A 17,936-nucleotide genomic window follows, 5' to 3' on the forward strand; every position below is an offset into this window, starting at 1 on the left:
GGCCGGTGCCGGCCCTCCCCGGCTAGGAGCGGGAGAAGTGCGCGCGCAGCCGGGCCTTGACGAGGTTCGGGTCGCGCTGGGTGAAGTAGGCGGCGCTCGCCACGAACACGTCACGGCCGCGTACCGCCAGCGAGGTCGGGTTGGACAGCCCCTCCTGCACCGTCAGGACGCTGCTGTGGCTGCCGTCGGGGCCGACCAGCGCGACCTCGTTGGACGGGTTCAGCGCGGCGAGCACGACGTCCGAGTGCCCGGGGAAGACGAAGTCGTCGACCCCGGTGAGGCCGGTCGCCCTCGTCTGCGTCGGCCCTGCCGAGCCGTCGGCGCCGACCGGGATGCGCAGCAGCGTGCCCCGGTCGGTGTTGGTCACCCACACCGCGTCCTTGTGGACCTTGATCCCGTTGGCGCCGAAGCCGGTGGCCGACGAGAGCCCCGCGAGCGCGGTGCCCGTGGCCCAGGCCGTGGGCGTGCCGCCGGACCGCGGGACGCGCCACACCGTGCCCAGCGCCGAGTCGGCGGCGTAGAGCACGCCGTGCTTCTCGTCGAGGGCCAGCCCGTTGGGCAGGCCGTCCGCCGGCAGCTGGGCGATCTGCTCGGGCTTGCCGCCGCCCGCCGGGATGCGCCAGACGCCGGTCCGGTCGGTGCCGGTGGCGTAGTTGACGTACAGCGTGCCGTCGTGCGCGCGGGCCAGGCCGTGCGTGACCGCGGTGTTCACGAGGGGGGTCCGGGGGTTCTTCTCGTCGGGCAGGGTGGCGAGGACACGGACCCGGCGCTCCCGGGTGACCTTGACGACCTGCCGGGCGAACGCGAAGGACATGTCGACCGTGCCGCCCTGCTCGGCGACGACGCTCTCGGGCGTCTGCCCGTGGGCCAGGTCGAAATGGGCGACGGTGTGGGGGAGGGAGAGGACCGGCTCGTCGCTCGCGGCCGGAACCGCCGCGAGCAGACCGATCGCGACCGCGGCCGGGGCGACGACGGCCCGGCGGGGGAATCGGGGCATGTGACCTCTTTCGACGGGAGCGCAAGGCTCCGGCGTACCGGTCACACCAACATGACGCTTCCCCGTCCCCCGGCCGCGGCAGCCGTGGCCGCGACGTCGCCCGCCCGGCGCACGGCGTGGCCCCGCATGCCGCGCAGCCGGGTGACGGCCCCGCTCAGTTCCACATGGGGTAGTTCATGACCTGCGTGTATCCCTCCGGCCTGGCGCCGGAGTAGGTCAGGTTCATCTGCGTGAAGTGCTGCACGTTCGGGTGCTTCGTCCAGGCCGTCGGGCGGTAGAGCCGTACGGTCACCGGGTATTTGTGGAACTTTCCCGCCGCGCAGTACGGCTTGCAGTCGTTCACCAGGTTCACGCCCTGGGCGACCGCCGTGCTGTCGTTCCACTGGGTCCAGTGCATGCCGGTCAGGATGCTGTTGCCGTCGCCGCAGGCCAGCAGGAAGTCGGTCGGCCGGAACCGCTGGTGCCAGAGGCAGTCGACGAGCACGGGGTGCTGGACCGTCGCCGGCGACGCGGACGGTGTCGGCGGCGTCGCGGACGCCGTCGTCATGCCTGCCGTGAGCAGCAGGGCCGCCCCGAGTCCCATCGCCGTTCCCACCACTGGTCTGCGCATGTTCGCTCCCACCCGTTCCGCCGTACGTGTTCCCTTCGACGCTACGACCGTCCTGCGAGATGTACCACTTGCGGCGTATTCGCCATTCCGTTCATGTCATGGTCGCCGGTGGAGCGGGAGGCGATCTGGGTGAGCAGGCCGAGCGCCAGGAAGACCCAGATCAGGACCTTGGCGGCGGTGTCCAGGACCAGGGGCCGGGTGGCGGAGCGCACCTCCTCCTTCGCGGCAGGCTCGTCGCCGAGGAGCCCCTTCGGGTAGACGGGCGACAGCATGCTGGTGTAGGCGCCGAACCGCATACGGTAGCGGGCGACCGCGGCCGTCGCCCCGAAGACCGGCCCGGGCAGTCGACCCAGCACGATCCCGATGATCCAGAAGATCCAGCAGACCGCGAACCAGCCGGTCGCCGCGAGGTTGGCGATGATCGCCGCCGGGATCATCAGGATCAGCCGGAACAGCACCGCGAGCCGGTTCAGGGTGGTGGGCCGCAGCTCGATCTGCACCGGGTGGTCGGGTGCGGTGAGGGCGAACGGCGGATACCGGTCCACCAGGAGCATGGAGCTGGCCGCGACCCGGGTCTCGTAGGCGAGGTACCTGCCGAGGAACGAGGCGATGGAGTCGGGCAGCCGGCCCAGCACGAGGGCCGCGAACCAGCCGGCCACCGTGGCGAAGAAAGCCGCGATGCCGAGGAAGACGAGCACGACGTACTGTGGGACCAGCAGCGGCCAGCGCAGCAGCACCGTCCAGCGGCGCTGCCGGGCCGGCGCCGGGATGTCGAGCGCCGGCCGCCATTCGGGGCCGTCCGCCGTGGCGGGAGGACGTGGTCCCCAGCTCTGCGTCATGAGTCCTCCCGGCGTCCGGCCGCGGCGCGGATGGCCTCTCCATCGTGCGGCGGAACTACGGTCCCCGCCAGGGTGGACCGGGCGAACTCAGCCGTGTTTGACGGTCAGGCCGTAGAACGCGACCCGGGCGCCGTTGGTCGTGCTGTCGGAGGACGACTGGTTGTAGGAGCCCGCCTTGAAGTACTGCCTGTACTGGTTGAAGGAGGACGGAATGGCGTAGTGGGTCGTGGTGCCGTTGACGGTCAGGTCGATGGTGTTCCCGCCGGACACCGCGATGGTGTACGTCCAGGTCTTGCCGATCGACACATGGCCCACGCCGTGGGAGGTCTGGCCACCGTCCGGGGAGTTCTCGGTGCCGAGCACGATGTCGCCGTTGGAGTGGTAGTAGAGCTCCAGCAGCGGCTTGGTGGAGGAGCCGCCGGTGCCGAGATGGATCTGGCCCACGCAGACGTTCTTGGTCACCGAGACCACCCGCAGGGTCGCGCTCATCTTGTGGCTGCCGCTCAGCGACCAGTTCGCGGCGCTGCCGTCCCGGTTCATCTCGCGCAGTTCGGAGCGGGCGTAGTTGGAGTTCGGGGTGGTGACGCCCTTCTCGGGCGCCCAGAAGGTCATCGCCCCGTCACGGGTGTCGGTGTAGAAGTACGCGTCCTGGTAGCCGTTCGCGCCCTGCAGCCGGGACGAGGGGATGGTGGTCGGTGAACCGGGGGAGCCGACCGGCTCCTGGAGCTGCCATATGGACAGGTCGAAGTTGCCGCCGGGCGCGACGTTCGGGTCCGCCGCCTCCGCGCCGCCGCCGAACAGGATGGTGAGGGCGAGGGCGAGGCCCGTGGCGGTGGGCGCCGCGAGCATCCGGGAACGGTTCACGTGGGGGGTCCTTTCGTCAGAGGGCTGCGCCCGGAGCTCACCCACGTTCGTTCACGTGCGTGAACTCTGGACGCATACATAACCGCCGATGACCCGTGAAGCTAAAGGTCCGGACCAGTCCCGTCAAGGGGTTCAGCAGGCGCCCTCGTCCTGCCAGGGACCCCACTCCGAGGCGCCGGGCACCTCGTTCTGGGTCCACCACTTGGCCTTCCAGTTGTGGCTGTTGTACGAGACCTCGTTCCCGGCCGTGTACACCGCGGTCGAGCTCCAGGCGGTCTTGCACGAGGTGGGCGTGGGTGTCGGGGTCGGGGTGGGGGTGGGCGTGGTGGTCGGCGGGGTGACTCCGGCGAACTTCACCGAGTACTTGGCGAAGTCCCAGTCGCCCTGCGCCACGCTGGAGCAGGTCCCGGACGTGGTGCCGTTGTTGTCGACCGGGGTGCACTGGCGGTCCCGGTTCAGGGACCAGAACGTGAAGCGGTCCATGTTGTGGCTCGTCGCGTAGTCGAGCACGGTCTGGAAGTCGGCCTGGGTGAAGTACTCGCCGGTGTCGCTGCGGCCGTTCATGCCGGAGAAGCCCTCGTGGGCGTAGGCGGTCGCCTGGTCCCAGCCGAAGGTCGACTGCAGGATCGAGTTGAAGTTGGTGAGCGCGCTGGTCTGCGAGGCCGCGCCGCTGAAACCGCCGTCGAACGGCATGATGGAGAAGTTGTTGGGCGTGAACCCCTGCGACTTCGCCTCCAGCAGCATCTGCTTGCCGAACCAGCCGGTCCCGTCCGCCGTACCGGCCGTCGTCACCGACACGTACAGGCCCGGGTTGTTCTGCTGGAGTATCTTCGCGGCGCCGATCTCGTTCTTGATCGCCGCGGTGTTCTCGTACTCCGGCTCCTCCAGGTCGAAGTCGATGGCGTGCAGCCCGTACTTGGTGATGACCTGCTGGTAGGCCGCCGCGGTGGAGGCCGCGTCCGCGCAGGTCTGCCCCAGCTTGGTGCCGCCGTAGCCGCCGATGGAGACGGAGACGTCACCGCCCTTGGCTCGGATCGTGTTGATCACCGACTGGACGGCGGTGTCCGAGGAGACCGCCGACGTGCCGCCCCAGGTGGGCGAGCAGCCGCCGCCGTTGGGGGCCAGGACGAACGCCAGCTGAAAGGCCTTGAGGCCGGTGGCGTCCATGATGGCGGCCGCGCCCGGCGGGTTGTTGTCCAGCGGCATCAGGTAGGGGGCGGCCGCGTACCACCGGTTGCTCAGCGCGGTGGTCGCGCTCGAGGCGTTGCTCGCGACGAGCGCGGTGGTGCCGGCGGCGAGGGTGACGGCGGCCGCCGCGCCCAGACATGCGCGAAGGGGTCTCACTGGTGCCTCCAGGGGGCCGGGGAGGTGGGGTGTCCCAGCTTCCGGAGGTGTCGCGGTCACGTCAATGAATTGGACTGGACCAAAGCTCACTTTGGACTAGACCATACCATTTCTTTACCTGTTGGTGCGGAGCAGTTCCAGCGTCCCGAACCGCACCTTCACGCCGGGCGACCAGAGCACGCTGACCGGCGGCCCGGACATCGCGGGCAGACCCGCCGCCTCCACCAACTCATCGTCCAGATGCAGGAGTTCGGCCCGATGCAACGGCCAGGGGGCATGCTCGTTGGGGAGGTGCGCGGTACGGCCGTGCCAGGTTGCGTGCAGCCCCCAGCGCGCGGTCAGGAAGTGCTCCAGCGGCGAGGGCTCGGTGATCGGTGGCCCAATCCGCACGACCGCCCGGCTCGCGGCCGCCGGGCGCCGCCGCCGGCAGGTGTAGGTGACCACATCGCCCTCCCGGCGCAGCCGCATCGCGGACCAGATGTACGGCAGCCGGAACCCCAGCCGGCCCACCAGTACGGGGAGCAGCCGGGTCGCGTCCAGGGACCTGAACACCACCCCGCGCCGCCCGTGCTCGTCCACCGAGTACAGCCTCACGTTCGTCTCGCAGAAGGTGCCCAGATACGGCAGCCCCGGCCCCGGCCCGAACCCCGTGCCCCGCATCAGGAACGGGACGAGCCCGACGTAGGTGACCCCGTCCAGGGTGTCAGGCCGGGTGCCTGCGGGCAGCAGCGCAGCCACCTTCTCCGGCTCCACCGGCCAGTGCAGGAAGGTCAGTTGGTGCCACCCCTGCACCATCGTCGGCCACCGTACGGGCCGCGGGGTGGACGGGGTTGTGGGCTCGGTCGCCGCTGTCTCCATGGCACCGGTGATAGCACGCCAGTGCGATCCGATGCGATCCGACGAAGCGTTCCGGGAGAGCGGGGTGGCGCCGGTCCGGCCGGCGCACTTCAACGGCGACGGCCCGCTGATCAGGACTTCCGCGCCGCTCGGCCCGCCCACCCGGGTAAACTGTGGGCGACACGCAGGCCTTGAGAAGGAGGAGCCGGGATGCCGCCGCACAGCTCCTCCGCGGCCGGGGTCCCGGGCGACGCCGACGGACCCGGCGAGCCGTCGCCCGTCCGGCAGGCGCTCTCGGACAGCGTGTACGAGAGCATCAAGGCGATGGTCATGGACCACGAGATCGCCCCCGGCGCCCGCGTCGGCATCGACGCGCTCTCCCGCACCCTCGGCGTCTCGCCCACCCCGGTCCGGGAAGCGCTCGCGCGGCTGGAGTCCGACGGCCTTGTGGTCAAGCGCGCCCTGTCCGGATACCGGGCCACGGAACTGCTGACCCGTCAGGGCATCGCGGAACTCTTCGAGATGCGGCTGCTGCTGGAGCCGAGGGCCGCCGGCCTGGCCGCCGTCAACGCCACCGAGGAACAACTCGACGGTCTGGAACGGATCGTGGAGGAGATGCAGGGCCAGCCCAGCCCCGACGGACGGTACGCGTCCTACCGCGACTTCGCCGCCCTCGACCAGCGCTTCCACGAGGCGATCGGCCAGGCCGCGCACCGGCCGCTGCTGGCGGATGCGGTGGAACGCCTCCACGCCCACCTGCACATCTTCCGGCTCGGCGACGTCGCAGGCGCCGGCGGCCCGACCGTCGCCGAGCACGAGCGGATCGTGCGGGCGGTGCTCCGCCGCAACCCCGAGCGGGCGGCGGAGGCGATGACCGAGCACCTCACCCGCAGCATGGAGCGCCAGCTCCGGGACGACGGCGCGGACGACCACGGCGACTCCGCGCCGGCTACTCCATGAGGAACACCTCTTCCGCCGCGGCCCACCACGCACCCGGGGCCGCCTCCGGAACCGGCGTCTGACAGGGCGCGGTGCGCCACCACCACTCCCGGGTCGCCTCGTCGGCGGCCATCAGCGCCAGGTCGGCCGCCAGGTCGTCGCCGTGGTACTCGAAATAGGCGAACAGCCGGTCGCCGAGGAGATGGATCGAGCAGTCGGCGATGTGACAGCGCCGGAGCCGGTCCAGGACCGGCTCCGGTACCGCGCGGTGCAACTCGCGGTACTCGTCGAGGAGCGCGTGCACACTGCGCGGCCTTCGTGCCCCGGCTCATCGACGCGGCCCGCGCCCAGCGGAGTAGCCGTCGACGGTCCGGGTGCCGACGAGCCGGTACTGGGCGCCCAGGGTGGCCGGCGGGCACCTGCACCGGACGCGGCTGGCGAGGGTGTGGGCGAGCAGGACCCGACGTCCGGTGGGGATGCCGGACAGCTCGGCGGCGGCCGGGTTCGCCCCGGTGAGGAGCAGCTCCCTGCCGATGCGGGTGCAGCCGTACAGGAAGCCGAGACCGAGCATGGCCAGCACGGTGAACTGGGCCAGCTGCGGGACGGCCGGCGAGCCGCAGACCCGACCGACGCAGATGTCGGCCAGCGAAGAGGACCGCAGGGCGTCGATCCCGGCCGGCCGGCTGGTGAAGGCGGCGTCCGCGGTGAGGGCCGAGTACATGAGGGAGACCAGGCCCAGCAGGGCGAAGTCCATCGCAAGCGTGACGACGAAGGAGCTCACCCCGGTACGGGCGATCAACCAGCCCGTCACCGCGCCGATCGCCGCGCCCGCGACCAGGCAGAGCAACAGCCCGGCCTGCAGGGGCAGATGGAGCTTGTCGTAGCCGAGGCCCGCGAACATGGCGCCGAAGGCCGCCATCCGCCCGACCGCGAGGTTCATGTGCCCCACGGACAGGGCGGCCATCTGCGCGAGCGCCACCACGGTCAGCGTGGCCACGTCCCGCAGCAGCGGGAAGAGGACGAGGCGTTGGTCGAGGAAGGCGGGTCGCAGCGCGCCGAACAGGACGCTCAGCGCGATGACCAGGACCAGCAGACCGAGCCGCTGGTCGACCCAGAACGGCATCCGGTGACCGGCCGCCTTCTCCTCCGGGACGGTCGCCGGCCGGCGGACGGAGGTCGTCATGCCACCCTCCGGTCGTCGAGCGCGTCCGGGTCCCAGTCGATGCCGATGCCCGGCACGTCCGGGGCCACGGCCAGGCCGTCGCGGATGGCCAGCTCGGTCCGGGTCACCGCCCGCAGTTGCGGGATGTACTCGACGAAGCTGCCGTTGGGCACCGCGGCGGCGAGGCTGACGTGCAGTTCCATCAGGAAGTGCGGGCAGACCGGCACGTTGTGGCTCTCCGCCAGGTGCGCGACCTTCAGCCACGGGGTGATGCCGCCGATCCGGGCCGCGTCGACCTGCACGACGGAGGCGGCACCCGTCTCCAGGTAGCCGCGGAATTGCGTGAGCGAGTACATGGACTCGCCGACCGCCACCGGGATCCGGGTCGCCCGCGCGAGCCGGGCGTGGCCGCTGATGTCGTCCGCGGGCAGCGGCTCCTCCAGCCAGTACGGGTCGTAGGGCTCCAGCGCGGCCGCGAGCCGGAGCGCCGAGGACGCCGTCTGGGACTGGTTGGCGTCGGTCATGACGTGCAGCGCGGGACCGACCGCCTCGCGTACGGCGCGCAGCCGCTCCGCGTCCTCGGCGGGATGCGGCCTGCCCACCTTGATCTTGACGCCGGCCCAGCCCGCCTCCTGGGCCCGCAGGGCGCCCTTGACCAGTTCCTCGGTGCTCAGATGCAGCCAGCCGCCCTCGGTGTCGTAGACCGGCACCTCCTGGCGGTGCCCGCCGGCCAGCCGCCACAGCGGTTCCCCGGCCCGCTTGCAGCGCACGTCCCACAGGGCGGTGTCCACGGCGGCGAGGGCGAGGGAGGTGATGGCGCCGGTGGTGGTGGCCCGGGTCAGGGCGAACAGCCGCTGCCAGAGCGCTTCGACGTTGCGGGCGTCCTGTCCGGCGAGGGCGGGCAGCAGATGGTCCTGCAGCAGGGCCAGCACGGACGTGCCGCCGGTGCCGATCGTGTACGCGTAGCCGGTGCCCGCGAGACCGTCCGCCGTCGCCAGGTCGACCAGGACCGTCTCCTGTTTCACGAAGGACTGCACCGCGTCGGTGCGGTCCGTCTCGACGGCGATGTCGACCAGCCGGGCGGTCGCGGCCGTGATGATGCTCATCGATGTCCGTTCTCTCTCGGGCTCTTCGGGTTCTTGGTGCTCTCAGGTCTCTTCGCGCTCTTTCCAGGCGGTCAGCCGCACGAGAGGTACTCGTCGGCGAACTCCGTCCTCAGCTGCCTGGTCTTCTCCTGCCGGGTCTTGTCGTAGTCGGCGACGTTCGCCCTGGTGACGACGAACGAACCCGAGTCGACCTCCACCCCGGGATCGCGCATGGTGCACTGCTTCGTCTGGAGCAGCGCGAGCGCCCAGGTGCCGATCTCGGCCTGTCCCGTGGGGTTCTGCACGACGGTCGCCGTGACCGTGCCCAGCCTGATGCCGCTCAGGATCTTGGCGTCGTCGTCGATGGCGATGACCTTCGCCTTCGAGCCGGACGACTTCACGGCGTCGGCGGCGGCGACCGCCGGGTTGTAGGCGGTGGCGACGATGCCCGTGATCTGGCCGCCCTTGGCCGCCATGAGGTCGGACACGGCCTTCTGGGCGGTCTGCAGGTCCGTGTCGATGTCGGTGATGGTCTGCAGGAGCTTCACCTTGCCACCGGACTCCCTGACGGCCCGGGCCACGCCCTTGATCCGCAACTGGGTGTTGGCGTCCACGTTGTTGCCGGTCAGATGGACCAGGGTGCCCTTGCCGTCCATGGCGTCGATGGCGGCCTTCGCGGCCTTGTAGGCGGCGAGTTCGACGTCCGTGGAGAGGCAGAAGTCGGCCTCGTCCTGGTCGCCGGCCGGACAGGAGCCGAGAGACGCCACCGGGAAGCCCTGCGACCTGAGGTCGGCGAAGGTGGTGTTGATGTCGGTGGGGGAGACACCGAACACGCCGAAGGCGTTGTAGCCGCGGGCCGCGAGCGTGGACAGCAGGTTGTTCTGCTTCTGCTGGTCCCACTCCGCCGTCTCGTCGAAGGTGACGTCGCCGAGGCCGTAGGTCTTCTTCGCGGCGGCCCCCGCCGTCTTCCACGGCTGGAAGTACGGATGGGCGCCGCCGGGCACGAGGGCCACCTTGGTCCCCGACCCGTCGGCCAGGTCGGCGCCATCGCCGGTGCGTCCGGCCGCCGAGGTCTGCCCGGAGGCGGGGGCGGGTGCGTTGCGGTAGGTGCAGGCAGCGGTTCCCGCGGCGAGCAGTGTCGCCGTGAGAACCCCGGACAGGACGGATCTGGTCGGGAAGTGCATCGCCCACCCCTGCGAGATCAGATAGGAAATCAATGCGGCGATCGTGAGGCAGGGGGATGCGTGCGTCAAGGTCTGCGGCAAGAACGGTTGTTATCTGCGGAGATTCGGAGGGTGGTGCATCCGGAGCCTTAGAGGACTTTGAAAATCCTATAGGAAATGCGCCAGCTGCTCATATGGTCGGCCGGGCCGCTCGCCGCCGTCCAACTCCACCCGTTCGTACGGCAGTTCGCCCGCGATCCGGTCGCGCCCGACTCTGGTCGCCCCCTCCCACATGGGAGAATCCCAGTGCAGGCGCAAACCTCATCGACCTCGCCGACCTCAAGCGGCAGATCGAGGCCCGCGACCGCGAGATCGACAACCCGTACACCAAGGACGTCCAGGTCCAGGGCATCCGCAACGCCCTCGGTCACATCGGCGACTCGCTCAGCCGTACGGCGCCGATCCACCGGATCCTGGACACGGGCGCCGGCCCGCTGATCGCCGTCCGGCTGAACATCCTCACCCGCGCGGCGGGGTGCCCGGCCACCGCTCGCTGGAGGGCACCTTCCTCGGCGGCTGCCTCTTCTCCGGCCGTGCGGAGGGCCGCGCGGCGGCCGCGGCGACGGCGACCTGACGCAGTCGACCGGCCGGCGATCGGACGGCAACCTGACGGAAAGGACCGGGAAAGTCCGAGTCACCCACTCCCAACCTGCCCCGACAGTGGCACCCTTGACAGCGTGCGTACTGTTTCGCGACGTTTGAGCGACACCTCCGGACCGGCGACCCGGTCGCCGGTCCGGGAACGAAGGTGTACAGCGGGGAACAGGAGCTGTTCGTAGAAGCGGCAGAACGCGGAATACGCGTTATGGGGGGGAGCGGTCGCCCATGCGATCCAGAGGCCAGTGCAGTCATGCGTCACACACCTCGTCAGCCGAAGGGCGGTTGATCTGAGGTGGACATCACGATCCACAGACCCGGCGAGCTGACCCAGTCGCTCCGCCGGGCCTGGCATCACGCCATGGACGAGTCGCCGGAGTACGCCAACCCCTTTCTGGCCCCGGAGTTCACGATCGGCGTCGGCCGACACCGGGCCGGCGTACGGGTGGCGGTCCTGCGGGAGGGCGGGGAACCGGTCGGCTTCTTCCCGTACGAGCGCAACGCCCTCGGCGTCGGCCGGGCCGTCGGCCTCGGTCTCTCCGACTGCCAGGCGCTGGTGCACCGGCCCGGAGTCACCTGGGACGCCCAGGAGCTGCTGAGCGCCTGCGGGATGTCCATCTTCGAGTTCGACCACCTGGTCGCCGAGCAGAGACCTTTCGCCCCCCATGTCACCGGCACCTTCGCCTCGCCGGTGATCGACGTGAAGCCCGGCGACGGCGGTTATCCCGAGTGGCTGCGCGCCACCTACCCGGGCCTGGCGAAGACCACGCTGAAGAAGGAACGGCGCCTCGGCCGCGACATCGGCGACCTGCGCTTCGAGTTCGACGAACGCGACCCCGCGGCCCTGCGCACCCTGATGCGCTGGAAGTCCGCGCAGTACCGGCGGACCGGACGCATGGACCGCTTCGCCCGCCCCTGGATCGTCGACCTCGTGGACCACCTCTTCCACGTGCGCGAGGAACACTTCACCGGCGTGCTGTCCGTCCTCTACGCCGGCGACCGGCCGGTGGCCGCGCACTTCGGCCCGCGCTCGGGCACCGTACTCGCCGCCTGGTTCACCGCCTACGACCCCGACCTGCACTACTACTCGCCGGGGCTGATGATGCATCTGCGCACGGCCGAGGCGGCGGCGCGCGGCGGCGTCACCCTCGTCGACCTCGGGCGCGGCGACAAGGAGTACAAGGACTGGCTCAAGACCCGCGAACTGCGGGTGGGCGAGGGCTTCGCCACCCGCACCCACCCGGTGGCCGCGGCGCACCGCCTGTGGCGCCGGCCGGTCCGCGGGCTGCGCAACACCGTCCTCGCCCATCCCCAGCTGCGCGACCCCGCGGACCGGCTGCTCAAGACGGTCGGCACGCTGCGCGCGTCCCGCCGCGCGGACGGCCTGCGCAAGGAGTGAACCGAGCCGCCGCCCCGGCCACGGGCCGGACCGCCCCGGCCGGACCGTGGCCGGGGCGGCGACGGCCGACCGTGCCCGGCCGCTCGCCGTCCATGCGCACTATGATCCTGTCAAGGTAAAAACGTAGGGGTTTGTCCTGGTAAGGATGTGGCCTCGGCCGGAGTGATCCATGCCCCGCAAGCGCGCAACGGACGACGATGAACTGCTGGCCAGACTCAGGTCGCTCACCGCCCAGGCGCGCGAGCGGGCCGAGTACCAGCGGTCGCAGGTCGAGCTGGCCATCGCCCTCCAGCGCGGCATGCTGCCCCGCGACCTGCCCGACACCCCCCGCTTCCACCTGGCCGTCCGGTACGCCCCCGCCTGCTACGGGCTCAACGTGGGCGGCGACTGGTACGACGCCTTCACGCTGCGCGACGGTCACATCGGCCTGTCCATAGGCGACGTCCAGGGCCACAACATCGAGGCGGCCGCCTTCATGGGCCAGGTCCGGGCGGCCCTGCGGGCGCTCGCCTCGATGACCGGCGAGCCGGGCGAACTGCTCGCCCGCACCAACGACCTCCTGGTGTCCCTGGGCAGCGACCTCTTCGCGACCTGCACCTTCATGCGGCTCGACCCGGAGACCGGGGTGCTGGAGAGCGCCCGGGCCGGTCACGTCCCGTTCGTGTGGGCCACCGCCGACGGAAAGTCCGGGCTGGGGGAGGACGAGGGCGGACCGCCGATGGGCATCGAGCCGGGCATCGAGTACCCGGTGGTCCGGTACCGGCTCATCACCGGCGGCATGGTCGTGCTGCTCACGGACGGGGTGGTGGAGGGCCCGTCGATGCCCATCGAGGAGGGGCTCGACCAGGTGGTACGGCTCGCGGGCGTCGCCGCCGTCGCCGGCCTCGATGCGCACTCCCTGGCCGCCGCCGTGATCAAGGGCGCGGAACGGGTGGGCCACGAGGACGACGCGGCCGTGCTGGTCATGGGCCACGACGACCCGGCTTCCACGTCGTAGCCCTCGGGCAGCGGCGGCTTCCACGCCGTAGCCTCCGGGCACCGGCGCACGCGTCGGATCGGCCGTGGGCGGCTCCCGCCTCGCCGAGACGGCCGCCTCGGTGTGTGATGGCTGGTGTGGTGGGTAACCAGGAGCTGCGCCGGCCGGCCTTCCTCGCCCTCCGGACGCTGGCCGTCGCCACCTGCTACTACGCGGCAGGACGGCTCGGCCTGCTGTGCCGGCTCACCGTCGAGGGCGCCGTCTTCACCCCCATCTACCCGCCGACCGGCGTGGCGCTGGCGTGTCTGCTGGTCTTCGGCCTGGGCTGCTGGCCGGGCATCACACTCGGCGCCTTCTTCCTCGTGCTGTCGCTCGGCACGCCCGGGCCCGACGTCGTGGGCATACTGTTCGGCAACACGGCCGGGCCGGTGTGCGCCTGCGTGCTGTTGCGCCGGGCCGGCTTCCGCACCGACCTGAGCCGGCTGCGCGACGGTCTCGCCCTGGTGTTCCTCGGAGCGCTGGCCGCCATGGTGGTCAGCTCCACCGCCGACGTGGTCACGCTGATCCTGGTCGGCAAGCTCGACGCGACCCACTTCTGGCCGATCTGGCTGGCGTGGTGGGTGGGCGATGCGATGGGTGTCCTGATCGTCACCCCGCTCCTGCTGGTGCTGTTCGAGGCCCGTCGGCCCCCGTCCCTGGCGCGCTGGAAGGAGAGCCTGGCCCTCGCGGTGGTCGTGGCCGTCCTGGTCCCGCTGACCACGCTCAGCTCCCTGAGCGCGCTGTTCCTCGCCTATCCGCTGCTGATCTGGGTCGCACTGCGGTTCCGGCTGGCGGGGAGCGTGCTGTGCGCCCTGTTCACGTCGGTCGTGGCCGCGGTCGCCGCTACGAACGGGGTCGGCGCGTTCGCCCACCTGTCGGCCGTCGAGGTGATGCTGAAGCTGCAGCTGTTCAACGGTTCGCTGGCCCTCACCGCACTGCTGCTGTCGGCCGTCATCACCGAGCAGCACAACACCCGGCGCTCCGTCGCGGAGGCCTGCAAGGAACTGGCCGAGGCTCTGGAACATCTCAGCGCGCACGACTCCCCGGCCGGGCGCGCTCCGCCCCGGACGGCGGAACCGCGGCGCGAGCGCGGCGCCCGGTGACCGACCGGACGGGGGACCGGGCGAGCCGCCCGGTCCCCCGTGGAAAGGTGCCGGTCCGGGATCAGACGGTGCCGCTCGCCGTGATCTCGACCTTGGCCTTGGGGGCGCCGCTCTGGGAGCCGTAGCTCTCGATCTTGTCGACGATGTCCTGGCCCTCGACGACCTCACCGAAGACCACGTGCTTGCCGTCCAGCCAGGACGTCACGACGGTGGTGACGAAGAACTGCGAGCCGTTGGTGTTCCTGCCCGCGTTGGCCATGCTCAGCAGGTACGGACGGTCGTGCTTGAGCTTGAAGTTCTCGTCCTTGAACTTCTCGCCGTAGATGCTCTTGCCGCCGGTGCCGTCACCGCGGGTGAAGTCACCGCCCTGGAGCATGAACTGGGGGATGATCCGGTGGAAGCCGGAACCGGCGTACCCGAAGCCGTGCTGTCCGGTGGCGAGCTCACGGAAGTTGCGGGCCGTCTCGGGCACCACGTCGTCGAACAGGTTGAACACGATCCGGCCGGCCGGCTCGTTGTTGATCGAGATGTCGAAATAAACGTTGTCGCTCATGCAGGTCAACCTATCGCGAACCGTCCCCCGGTCCCTCCCGTGGGGCCGCAGAGCCCCGGGTGTCGGGGCGCGGGCGCTGCTCAGGGCCCCAGCAGAGTGTCCAGGAGCTCCCGGCCGAGAGCCCAGTCGCCGAGCCCGCTCGCGGAGTTGAGGTGCCCGTGCGCCCCGACGGAGTGCCTGCGCGCACCCCAGCCGGCGGCCAGTGCGGCGGAGGCCGCGGTGCCGCCGTACGGGTCGTCGTCGCTCGCCACCACCAGGGCCGGGCCGGGCAGTGGGCGGGCGGTCAGCTCCTGGAAGGTCGGCGCGGCCGCACCGGGGAACGCCGGTCCCCGGGGATCGGGCGGCGCGACCAGGAACGCCGGGACCCGGCCGGGCCGTGCCCGCGCCAGCCACTCGGCGGCCGCCCAGCAGCCGAGGCTGTGCGCCACCAGCGCCACCCGGCCGTCCCGCGCGACGGCGACCTCGTACGCGGCCTGCACCGCGGCGACCCAGTCCCGCAGTTCGGGCCGGGACCAGGAGCCCGGCGCGATCCGCACCGCCGTGTCGCCCCACGCCTGCTCCCACCGGCTCTGCCAGTGCCTGTCGTCCGACCCGTCGATCCCGGGGATGATGACGTACGCGACCACCGCCGACCGTCCTTTCCGTCGTGACCCCGCGTCCGCCGGGTCCGTCCTGCGGGCGATTCTGGACGGACCAGCGGCGGCGGCACGGCCCGGCAAGTGATCCAGAGGAAAGTGGGGACGACGACGATGGAATCACTCGACGAGATCGACCGGGCCATCCTGGAACTGCTCCAGACCGAGGGCCGGCTCACCGGAGCCGAGGTCGGACGGCGGGTCGGACTCTCCCAGCCGGCGGCGGGCGCCCGTATCCAGAGGCTGGAGAAGAGCGGTGTCATCACCGGCTACCGGGCCGTCGTCGCCCCCGCCGCGCTCGGGCTGAACATCCACGCCGTGGTCCGGCTGCGCACCACGCACGCACAGCTGCCGATGGCGCTCGCCCTCGCCGCCCGGACCCCGGAGGTCGTCTCGACGCTCCGGGTGACCGGCGAGGACTGCCTGCTCTTCGACGTGTACTGCACCCACGCCGAACGCCTCGAGGAGGTCGTGGACTCCCTGGCCCGCCACGGCCCGGTCACCACGTCCCTCGTCCTGCGCGGCTACCCGCCCAAGCCGCTGCCGACGAACCCCTAGCCACGAACCCCGGCCACGAACCCCTGGCTGAGAGCCCCCAGCTACGAACCGGTCGCCACGAACTCGTGGTGGCGCCGCTCCAGCCGGTTGAGCACCGCCTCGGCCATGGCCGCCTCGCCCTTGGCGTTGGGGTGGGCCGGGGCCGCCGGGGAGGTCGGCTGGAGGGGCTCGATCCAGCGGTCGGCGGGGGCCTTGCACATGTCGTGGCCGACGGTCGGGCCGTAGGTGTCCACGTACCGGGCGCCGTTCCAGGCGGCGACCAAGCGCAGCATGAGGTTCAGCCGCTTGCCGGTGTCCCGGAGGTAGGGGAAGTCCTTGGCCGCGAAGGGCACCGTCGGGTAGCAGCCGCTGCCGTCGTCGGGCAGCAGGTCGGGGTAGCCGACGACCAGGATCCGGGCGTGCGGGGCGCGGGCGCGGATCGCCCGCAGCACCTTGTCGACCTTGGGCGCGGTCTGCGCGATGTCGAGTACCAGCTGGTCGGTGCCGGACGCGTTGTAGTACTGCTGGCAGGGGTTGCCCGTCAGGTCCTTGGAGCTCAGGGCCGCGCAGGTGCCGATGATCGAGCTGAACCCGATGTCGTTGCCGCCGATCTGGACGGTCACCAGGTCGGTGCCGCGCTGTACGGCGTCGAGCTGGGGGCCGTTGGTGCCCTGCGCCTTCCACATCTCGGCGGTCGTCGCACCGGAACAGCTCACGTCCTTGAACGCGCTCACGTGCCGGGCCGCCGCCACCAGCGAGGGGTAGTTGTGGTCGGAGCGGGCGCAGTTGGCGTCCACCTGCGTCGGGATGACCGGGCCCGATGTGTAGGAGTCGCCGAGCGCCACATAACTGGTGCCGCGGTCGTCGCCGGAGCCGTGGCCGCTGCCGTGCGCCGCGGCCGGAGTCGTGGACGCGGCCACCAGGGCGCAGCCGCCCAGCGCCGCCGCCACCGTGGCCTTCCGCCGGTGCCGCCTCGCCGAACCGTCGGACGGGATGCCGTGCGCCATGAGATCCCCCCTGGAACCAGGACGCGCACGGAACCGGTCCCGACGGGCGGCCCGCACGCGTGTGTCGGGGGTCTGTATACCGCCCGGTAGGAGTCCGTAGCCAGAGGTCGGACGCAACGAACTGGATCGAGTAACCCGCCCTGCCCGCAAGGGCATCCGGTCCGGGCAACGGCCCGGTGGCACTCCAGCGATTGAAGATGGAAACCGATCGGTTTACGATGGGTGGCAACCGAGGGAAACCGATCGGTTTCCGATCTCCGTGCGCGTCTGGAGTGTGAGTGTCATGACCGCGATCAAGGATTCCGTCGTCCTCGTCACCGGCGGCAGCCGAGGCGTCGGAAAGGCGCTGGTGGAGGAGCTGTACGCGCGCGGCGCCGGCAAGGTCTACGCCACCGCCCGCGACCCCCGTACCGTCACCCACCCGGACGCCGTGGCGCTGGCCCTGGAGGTGACCGACCCCGACTCGGTGGCCGCGGCCGCCGAGCGGGCGCAGGACGTCACCGTCCTGATCAACAACGCCGGCGTCGCCTCCGGGACCCGCTTCCTGACCTCACCGCTGGAGGACATCCGCAAGGAGTTCGAGACCAACTTCTACGGTCCGCTGCTGCTCACCCGTGCCTTCGTCCCGGTCATCGAGCGCAACGGCGGCGGGCACATCCTGAACGTGCACTCGGTCCTGTCCTGGATCGCCGAGGGCGGCGCCTACAGCGCCTCCAAGGCGGCCCTGTGGTCGCAGACCAACAGCCTGCGCCTGGCGCTCCAGCCGCGCGGTATCGGCGTCACCGGCCTGCACATGGGGTACGTCGACACCGACATGGCGGCCCACGTCGAGGGGGCCAAGGCGAAGCCCGAGGACATCGCCGCGGCCGCCCTCGACGGGATCGAGTCGGACGCCTGGGAGGTGCTCGGCGACGAACTCACCCGCTCGGTCAAGGCCGGCCTGTCGGGCGACCCTGCCGACCTGTACCGGCAGCTCGGCCGGTGACCAGGGCCCCGCATCCGAACGGCACCGCCCCCTTCCGTCCGGCTCCCAGCGGGCGGGCAGTTCGGCAGGGGCTCCGGGCCGGTCGTTGAAAATTCCGCTGTCGGAAGGGTTGTCGCCTGGTTGCCTCACCACTTAAATCAAATCCTGAACTAAGCAGTGGGGTGCGCCGGTTGGAGGTGCCCCCTGCCGACCTCAGGGAGCCGCT

At 71.2% G+C, this 17,936-nt stretch carries 18 protein-coding genes and 2 pseudogenes; 7 read left to right on the top strand and 13 right to left on the bottom strand.

What is annotated here, in order from left to right; all coding sequences use genetic code 11:
* Window positions 1–22: 22 nt before the first annotated feature.
* The 6 genes from ACFY0P_RS06050 to ACFY0P_RS06075 all read right to left on the bottom strand — a co-directional run bounded on the left by ACFY0P_RS06050 (window position 23) and on the right by ACFY0P_RS06075 (window position 5,512).
* A complete protein-coding gene (locus ACFY0P_RS06050) occupies window positions 23–997 on the bottom strand; it encodes an SMP-30/gluconolactonase/LRE family protein (RefSeq protein ID WP_388907842.1) in 975 nt (324 codons plus the stop codon).
* Between the two features lie 154 nt (window positions 998–1,151).
* The gene (locus ACFY0P_RS06055; RefSeq protein WP_388907844.1) at window positions 1,152–1,607 is read right to left on the bottom strand and encodes a hypothetical protein; all 456 of its coding nucleotides are present in this window, start codon (window positions 1,605–1,607) and stop codon (window positions 1,152–1,154) included.
* 41 nt (window positions 1,608–1,648) lie between these two features.
* Complete coding sequence (locus ACFY0P_RS06060) at window positions 1,649–2,446, bottom strand: DUF4389 domain-containing protein (RefSeq protein ID WP_388907846.1); 798 nt, start codon at window positions 2,444–2,446, stop codon at window positions 1,649–1,651.
* Between the two features lie 87 nt (window positions 2,447–2,533).
* Complete coding sequence (locus tag ACFY0P_RS06065; protein WP_388907848.1) at window positions 2,534–3,310, bottom strand: polysaccharide lyase family 7 protein; 777 nt, start codon at window positions 3,308–3,310, stop codon at window positions 2,534–2,536.
* 132 nt (window positions 3,311–3,442) lie between these two features.
* Window positions 3,443–4,654 (bottom strand): carbohydrate-binding protein, encoded by a 1,212-nt coding sequence (locus ACFY0P_RS06070; protein ID WP_388907850.1) that lies wholly within the window; start codon window positions 4,652–4,654, stop codon window positions 3,443–3,445.
* A 114-nt stretch (window positions 4,655–4,768) separates the two neighbouring features.
* Complete coding sequence (locus tag ACFY0P_RS06075; RefSeq protein WP_388907852.1) at window positions 4,769–5,512, bottom strand: YqjF family protein; 744 nt, start codon at window positions 5,510–5,512, stop codon at window positions 4,769–4,771.
* Between the two features lie 189 nt (window positions 5,513–5,701).
* Here ACFY0P_RS06075 and ACFY0P_RS06080 point away from each other — a divergent pair, with 189 nt between their 5' ends.
* A complete protein-coding gene (locus tag ACFY0P_RS06080; protein ID WP_388907854.1) occupies window positions 5,702–6,451 on the top strand; it encodes a GntR family transcriptional regulator in 750 nt (249 codons plus the stop codon).
* Here ACFY0P_RS06080 and ACFY0P_RS06085 read toward each other — a convergent pair.
* The 4 genes and pseudogenes from ACFY0P_RS06085 to ACFY0P_RS06100 all read right to left on the bottom strand — a co-directional run bounded on the left by ACFY0P_RS06085 (window position 6,441) and on the right by ACFY0P_RS06100 (window position 9,861).
* Complete coding sequence (locus tag ACFY0P_RS06085) at window positions 6,441–6,734, bottom strand: L-rhamnose mutarotase (protein WP_388907856.1); 294 nt, start codon at window positions 6,732–6,734, stop codon at window positions 6,441–6,443. The genes ACFY0P_RS06080 and ACFY0P_RS06085 overlap by 11 nt on opposite strands.
* A 63-nt stretch (window positions 6,735–6,797) precedes the next feature.
* A pseudogene (locus tag ACFY0P_RS06090) lies at window positions 6,798–7,613 on the bottom strand (ABC transporter permease); the annotation flags it as partial.
* Window positions 7,610–8,698 (bottom strand): mandelate racemase/muconate lactonizing enzyme family protein, encoded by a 1,089-nt coding sequence (locus ACFY0P_RS06095; RefSeq protein ID WP_388907858.1) that lies wholly within the window; start codon window positions 8,696–8,698, stop codon window positions 7,610–7,612. The gene ACFY0P_RS06095 and the pseudogene ACFY0P_RS06090, both read right to left, overlap by 4 nt.
* A gap of 71 nt (window positions 8,699–8,769) precedes the next feature.
* Complete coding sequence (locus ACFY0P_RS06100) at window positions 8,770–9,861, bottom strand: sugar ABC transporter substrate-binding protein (RefSeq protein WP_388907860.1); 1,092 nt, start codon at window positions 9,859–9,861, stop codon at window positions 8,770–8,772.
* A gap of 278 nt (window positions 9,862–10,139) precedes the next feature.
* On the opposite strand from ACFY0P_RS06100, the pseudogene ACFY0P_RS06105 reads away from it, so the two are divergent.
* From ACFY0P_RS06105 to ACFY0P_RS06120, 4 genes and pseudogenes are all read left to right on the top strand, one after another.
* Window positions 10,140–10,474, top strand: a pseudogene (locus ACFY0P_RS06105) (FAD-binding dehydrogenase); the annotation flags it as partial.
* Window positions 10,475–10,792: 318 nt separating this feature from the next.
* A complete protein-coding gene (locus ACFY0P_RS06110) occupies window positions 10,793–11,896 on the top strand; it encodes a GNAT family N-acetyltransferase (RefSeq protein ID WP_388907862.1) in 1,104 nt (367 codons plus the stop codon).
* A gap of 169 nt (window positions 11,897–12,065) precedes the next feature.
* A complete protein-coding gene (locus ACFY0P_RS06115; protein ID WP_388907864.1) occupies window positions 12,066–12,893 on the top strand; it encodes a PP2C family protein-serine/threonine phosphatase in 828 nt (275 codons plus the stop codon).
* Window positions 12,894–13,000: 107 nt separating this feature from the next.
* On the top strand, window positions 13,001–14,014 hold the full coding sequence (locus ACFY0P_RS06120; protein ID WP_388907866.1) for an MASE1 domain-containing protein: 1,014 nt from the start codon (window positions 13,001–13,003) through the stop codon (window positions 14,012–14,014).
* Between the two features lie 61 nt (window positions 14,015–14,075).
* Here ACFY0P_RS06120 and ACFY0P_RS06125 read toward each other — a convergent pair whose 3' ends face one another.
* Both ACFY0P_RS06125 and ACFY0P_RS06130 read right to left on the bottom strand, forming a co-directional pair.
* Entirely contained in the window at window positions 14,076–14,567 is a 492-nt protein-coding gene (locus tag ACFY0P_RS06125) for a peptidylprolyl isomerase (protein ID WP_388907868.1), read from the bottom strand.
* Between the two features lie 80 nt (window positions 14,568–14,647).
* Window positions 14,648–15,193, bottom strand: a complete 546-nt coding sequence (locus ACFY0P_RS06130; protein ID WP_388907870.1) for an RBBP9/YdeN family alpha/beta hydrolase — start codon at window positions 15,191–15,193, stop codon at window positions 14,648–14,650.
* 123 nt (window positions 15,194–15,316) lie between these two features.
* Here ACFY0P_RS06130 and ACFY0P_RS06135 point away from each other — a divergent pair, with 123 nt between their 5' ends.
* Entirely contained in the window at window positions 15,317–15,760 is a 444-nt protein-coding gene (locus ACFY0P_RS06135) for an Lrp/AsnC family transcriptional regulator (RefSeq protein WP_388907872.1), read from the top strand.
* Window positions 15,761–15,801: 41 nt separating this feature from the next.
* Here ACFY0P_RS06135 and ACFY0P_RS06140 read toward each other — a convergent pair whose 3' ends face one another.
* A complete protein-coding gene (locus ACFY0P_RS06140; RefSeq protein ID WP_388907874.1) occupies window positions 15,802–16,746 on the bottom strand; it encodes an SGNH/GDSL hydrolase family protein in 945 nt (314 codons plus the stop codon).
* Between the two features lie 283 nt (window positions 16,747–17,029).
* On the opposite strand from ACFY0P_RS06140, the gene ACFY0P_RS06145 reads away from it, so the two are divergent.
* Window positions 17,030–17,731 (top strand): SDR family oxidoreductase, encoded by a 702-nt coding sequence (locus ACFY0P_RS06145; RefSeq protein ID WP_388907876.1) that lies wholly within the window; start codon window positions 17,030–17,032, stop codon window positions 17,729–17,731.
* Window positions 17,732–17,936: the final 205 nt, after the last annotated feature.

Origin of the sequence: Streptomyces sp. NPDC001714, assembly GCF_042892755.1 — a bacterium.
Classification (GTDB): Bacteria; Actinomycetota; Actinomycetes; order Streptomycetales; family Streptomycetaceae; genus Streptomyces.

Coding starts and splice junctions, on each gene's coding strand:
- ACFY0P_RS06120 (WP_388907866.1), top strand. CDS start 13,001: ATGGCTGGTGTGGTGGGTAACCAGGAGCTGCGCCGGCCGGCCTTCCTC.
- ACFY0P_RS06055 (WP_388907844.1), bottom strand. CDS start 1,607: ATGCGCAGACCAGTGGTGGGAACGGCGATGGGACTCGGGGCGGCCCTG.
- ACFY0P_RS06115 (WP_388907864.1), top strand. CDS start 12,066: ATGCCCCGCAAGCGCGCAACGGACGACGATGAACTGCTGGCCAGACTC.
- ACFY0P_RS06060 (WP_388907846.1), bottom strand. CDS start 2,446: ATGACGCAGAGCTGGGGACCACGTCCTCCCGCCACGGCGGACGGCCCC.
- ACFY0P_RS06080 (WP_388907854.1), top strand. CDS start 5,702: ATGCCGCCGCACAGCTCCTCCGCGGCCGGGGTCCCGGGCGACGCCGAC.
- ACFY0P_RS06140 (WP_388907874.1), bottom strand. CDS start 16,746: ATGGCGCACGGCATCCCGTCCGACGGTTCGGCGAGGCGGCACCGGCGG.
- ACFY0P_RS06135 (WP_388907872.1), top strand. CDS start 15,317: ATGGAATCACTCGACGAGATCGACCGGGCCATCCTGGAACTGCTCCAG.
- ACFY0P_RS06100 (WP_388907860.1), bottom strand. CDS start 9,861: ATGCACTTCCCGACCAGATCCGTCCTGTCCGGGGTTCTCACGGCGACA.
- ACFY0P_RS06050 (WP_388907842.1), bottom strand. CDS start 997: ATGCCCCGATTCCCCCGCCGGGCCGTCGTCGCCCCGGCCGCGGTCGCG.
- ACFY0P_RS06125 (WP_388907868.1), bottom strand. CDS start 14,567: ATGAGCGACAACGTTTATTTCGACATCTCGATCAACAACGAGCCGGCC.
- ACFY0P_RS06095 (WP_388907858.1), bottom strand. CDS start 8,698: ATGAGCATCATCACGGCCGCGACCGCCCGGCTGGTCGACATCGCCGTC.
- ACFY0P_RS06075 (WP_388907852.1), bottom strand. CDS start 5,512: ATGGAGACAGCGGCGACCGAGCCCACAACCCCGTCCACCCCGCGGCCC.
- ACFY0P_RS06145 (WP_388907876.1), top strand. CDS start 17,030: ATGACCGCGATCAAGGATTCCGTCGTCCTCGTCACCGGCGGCAGCCGA.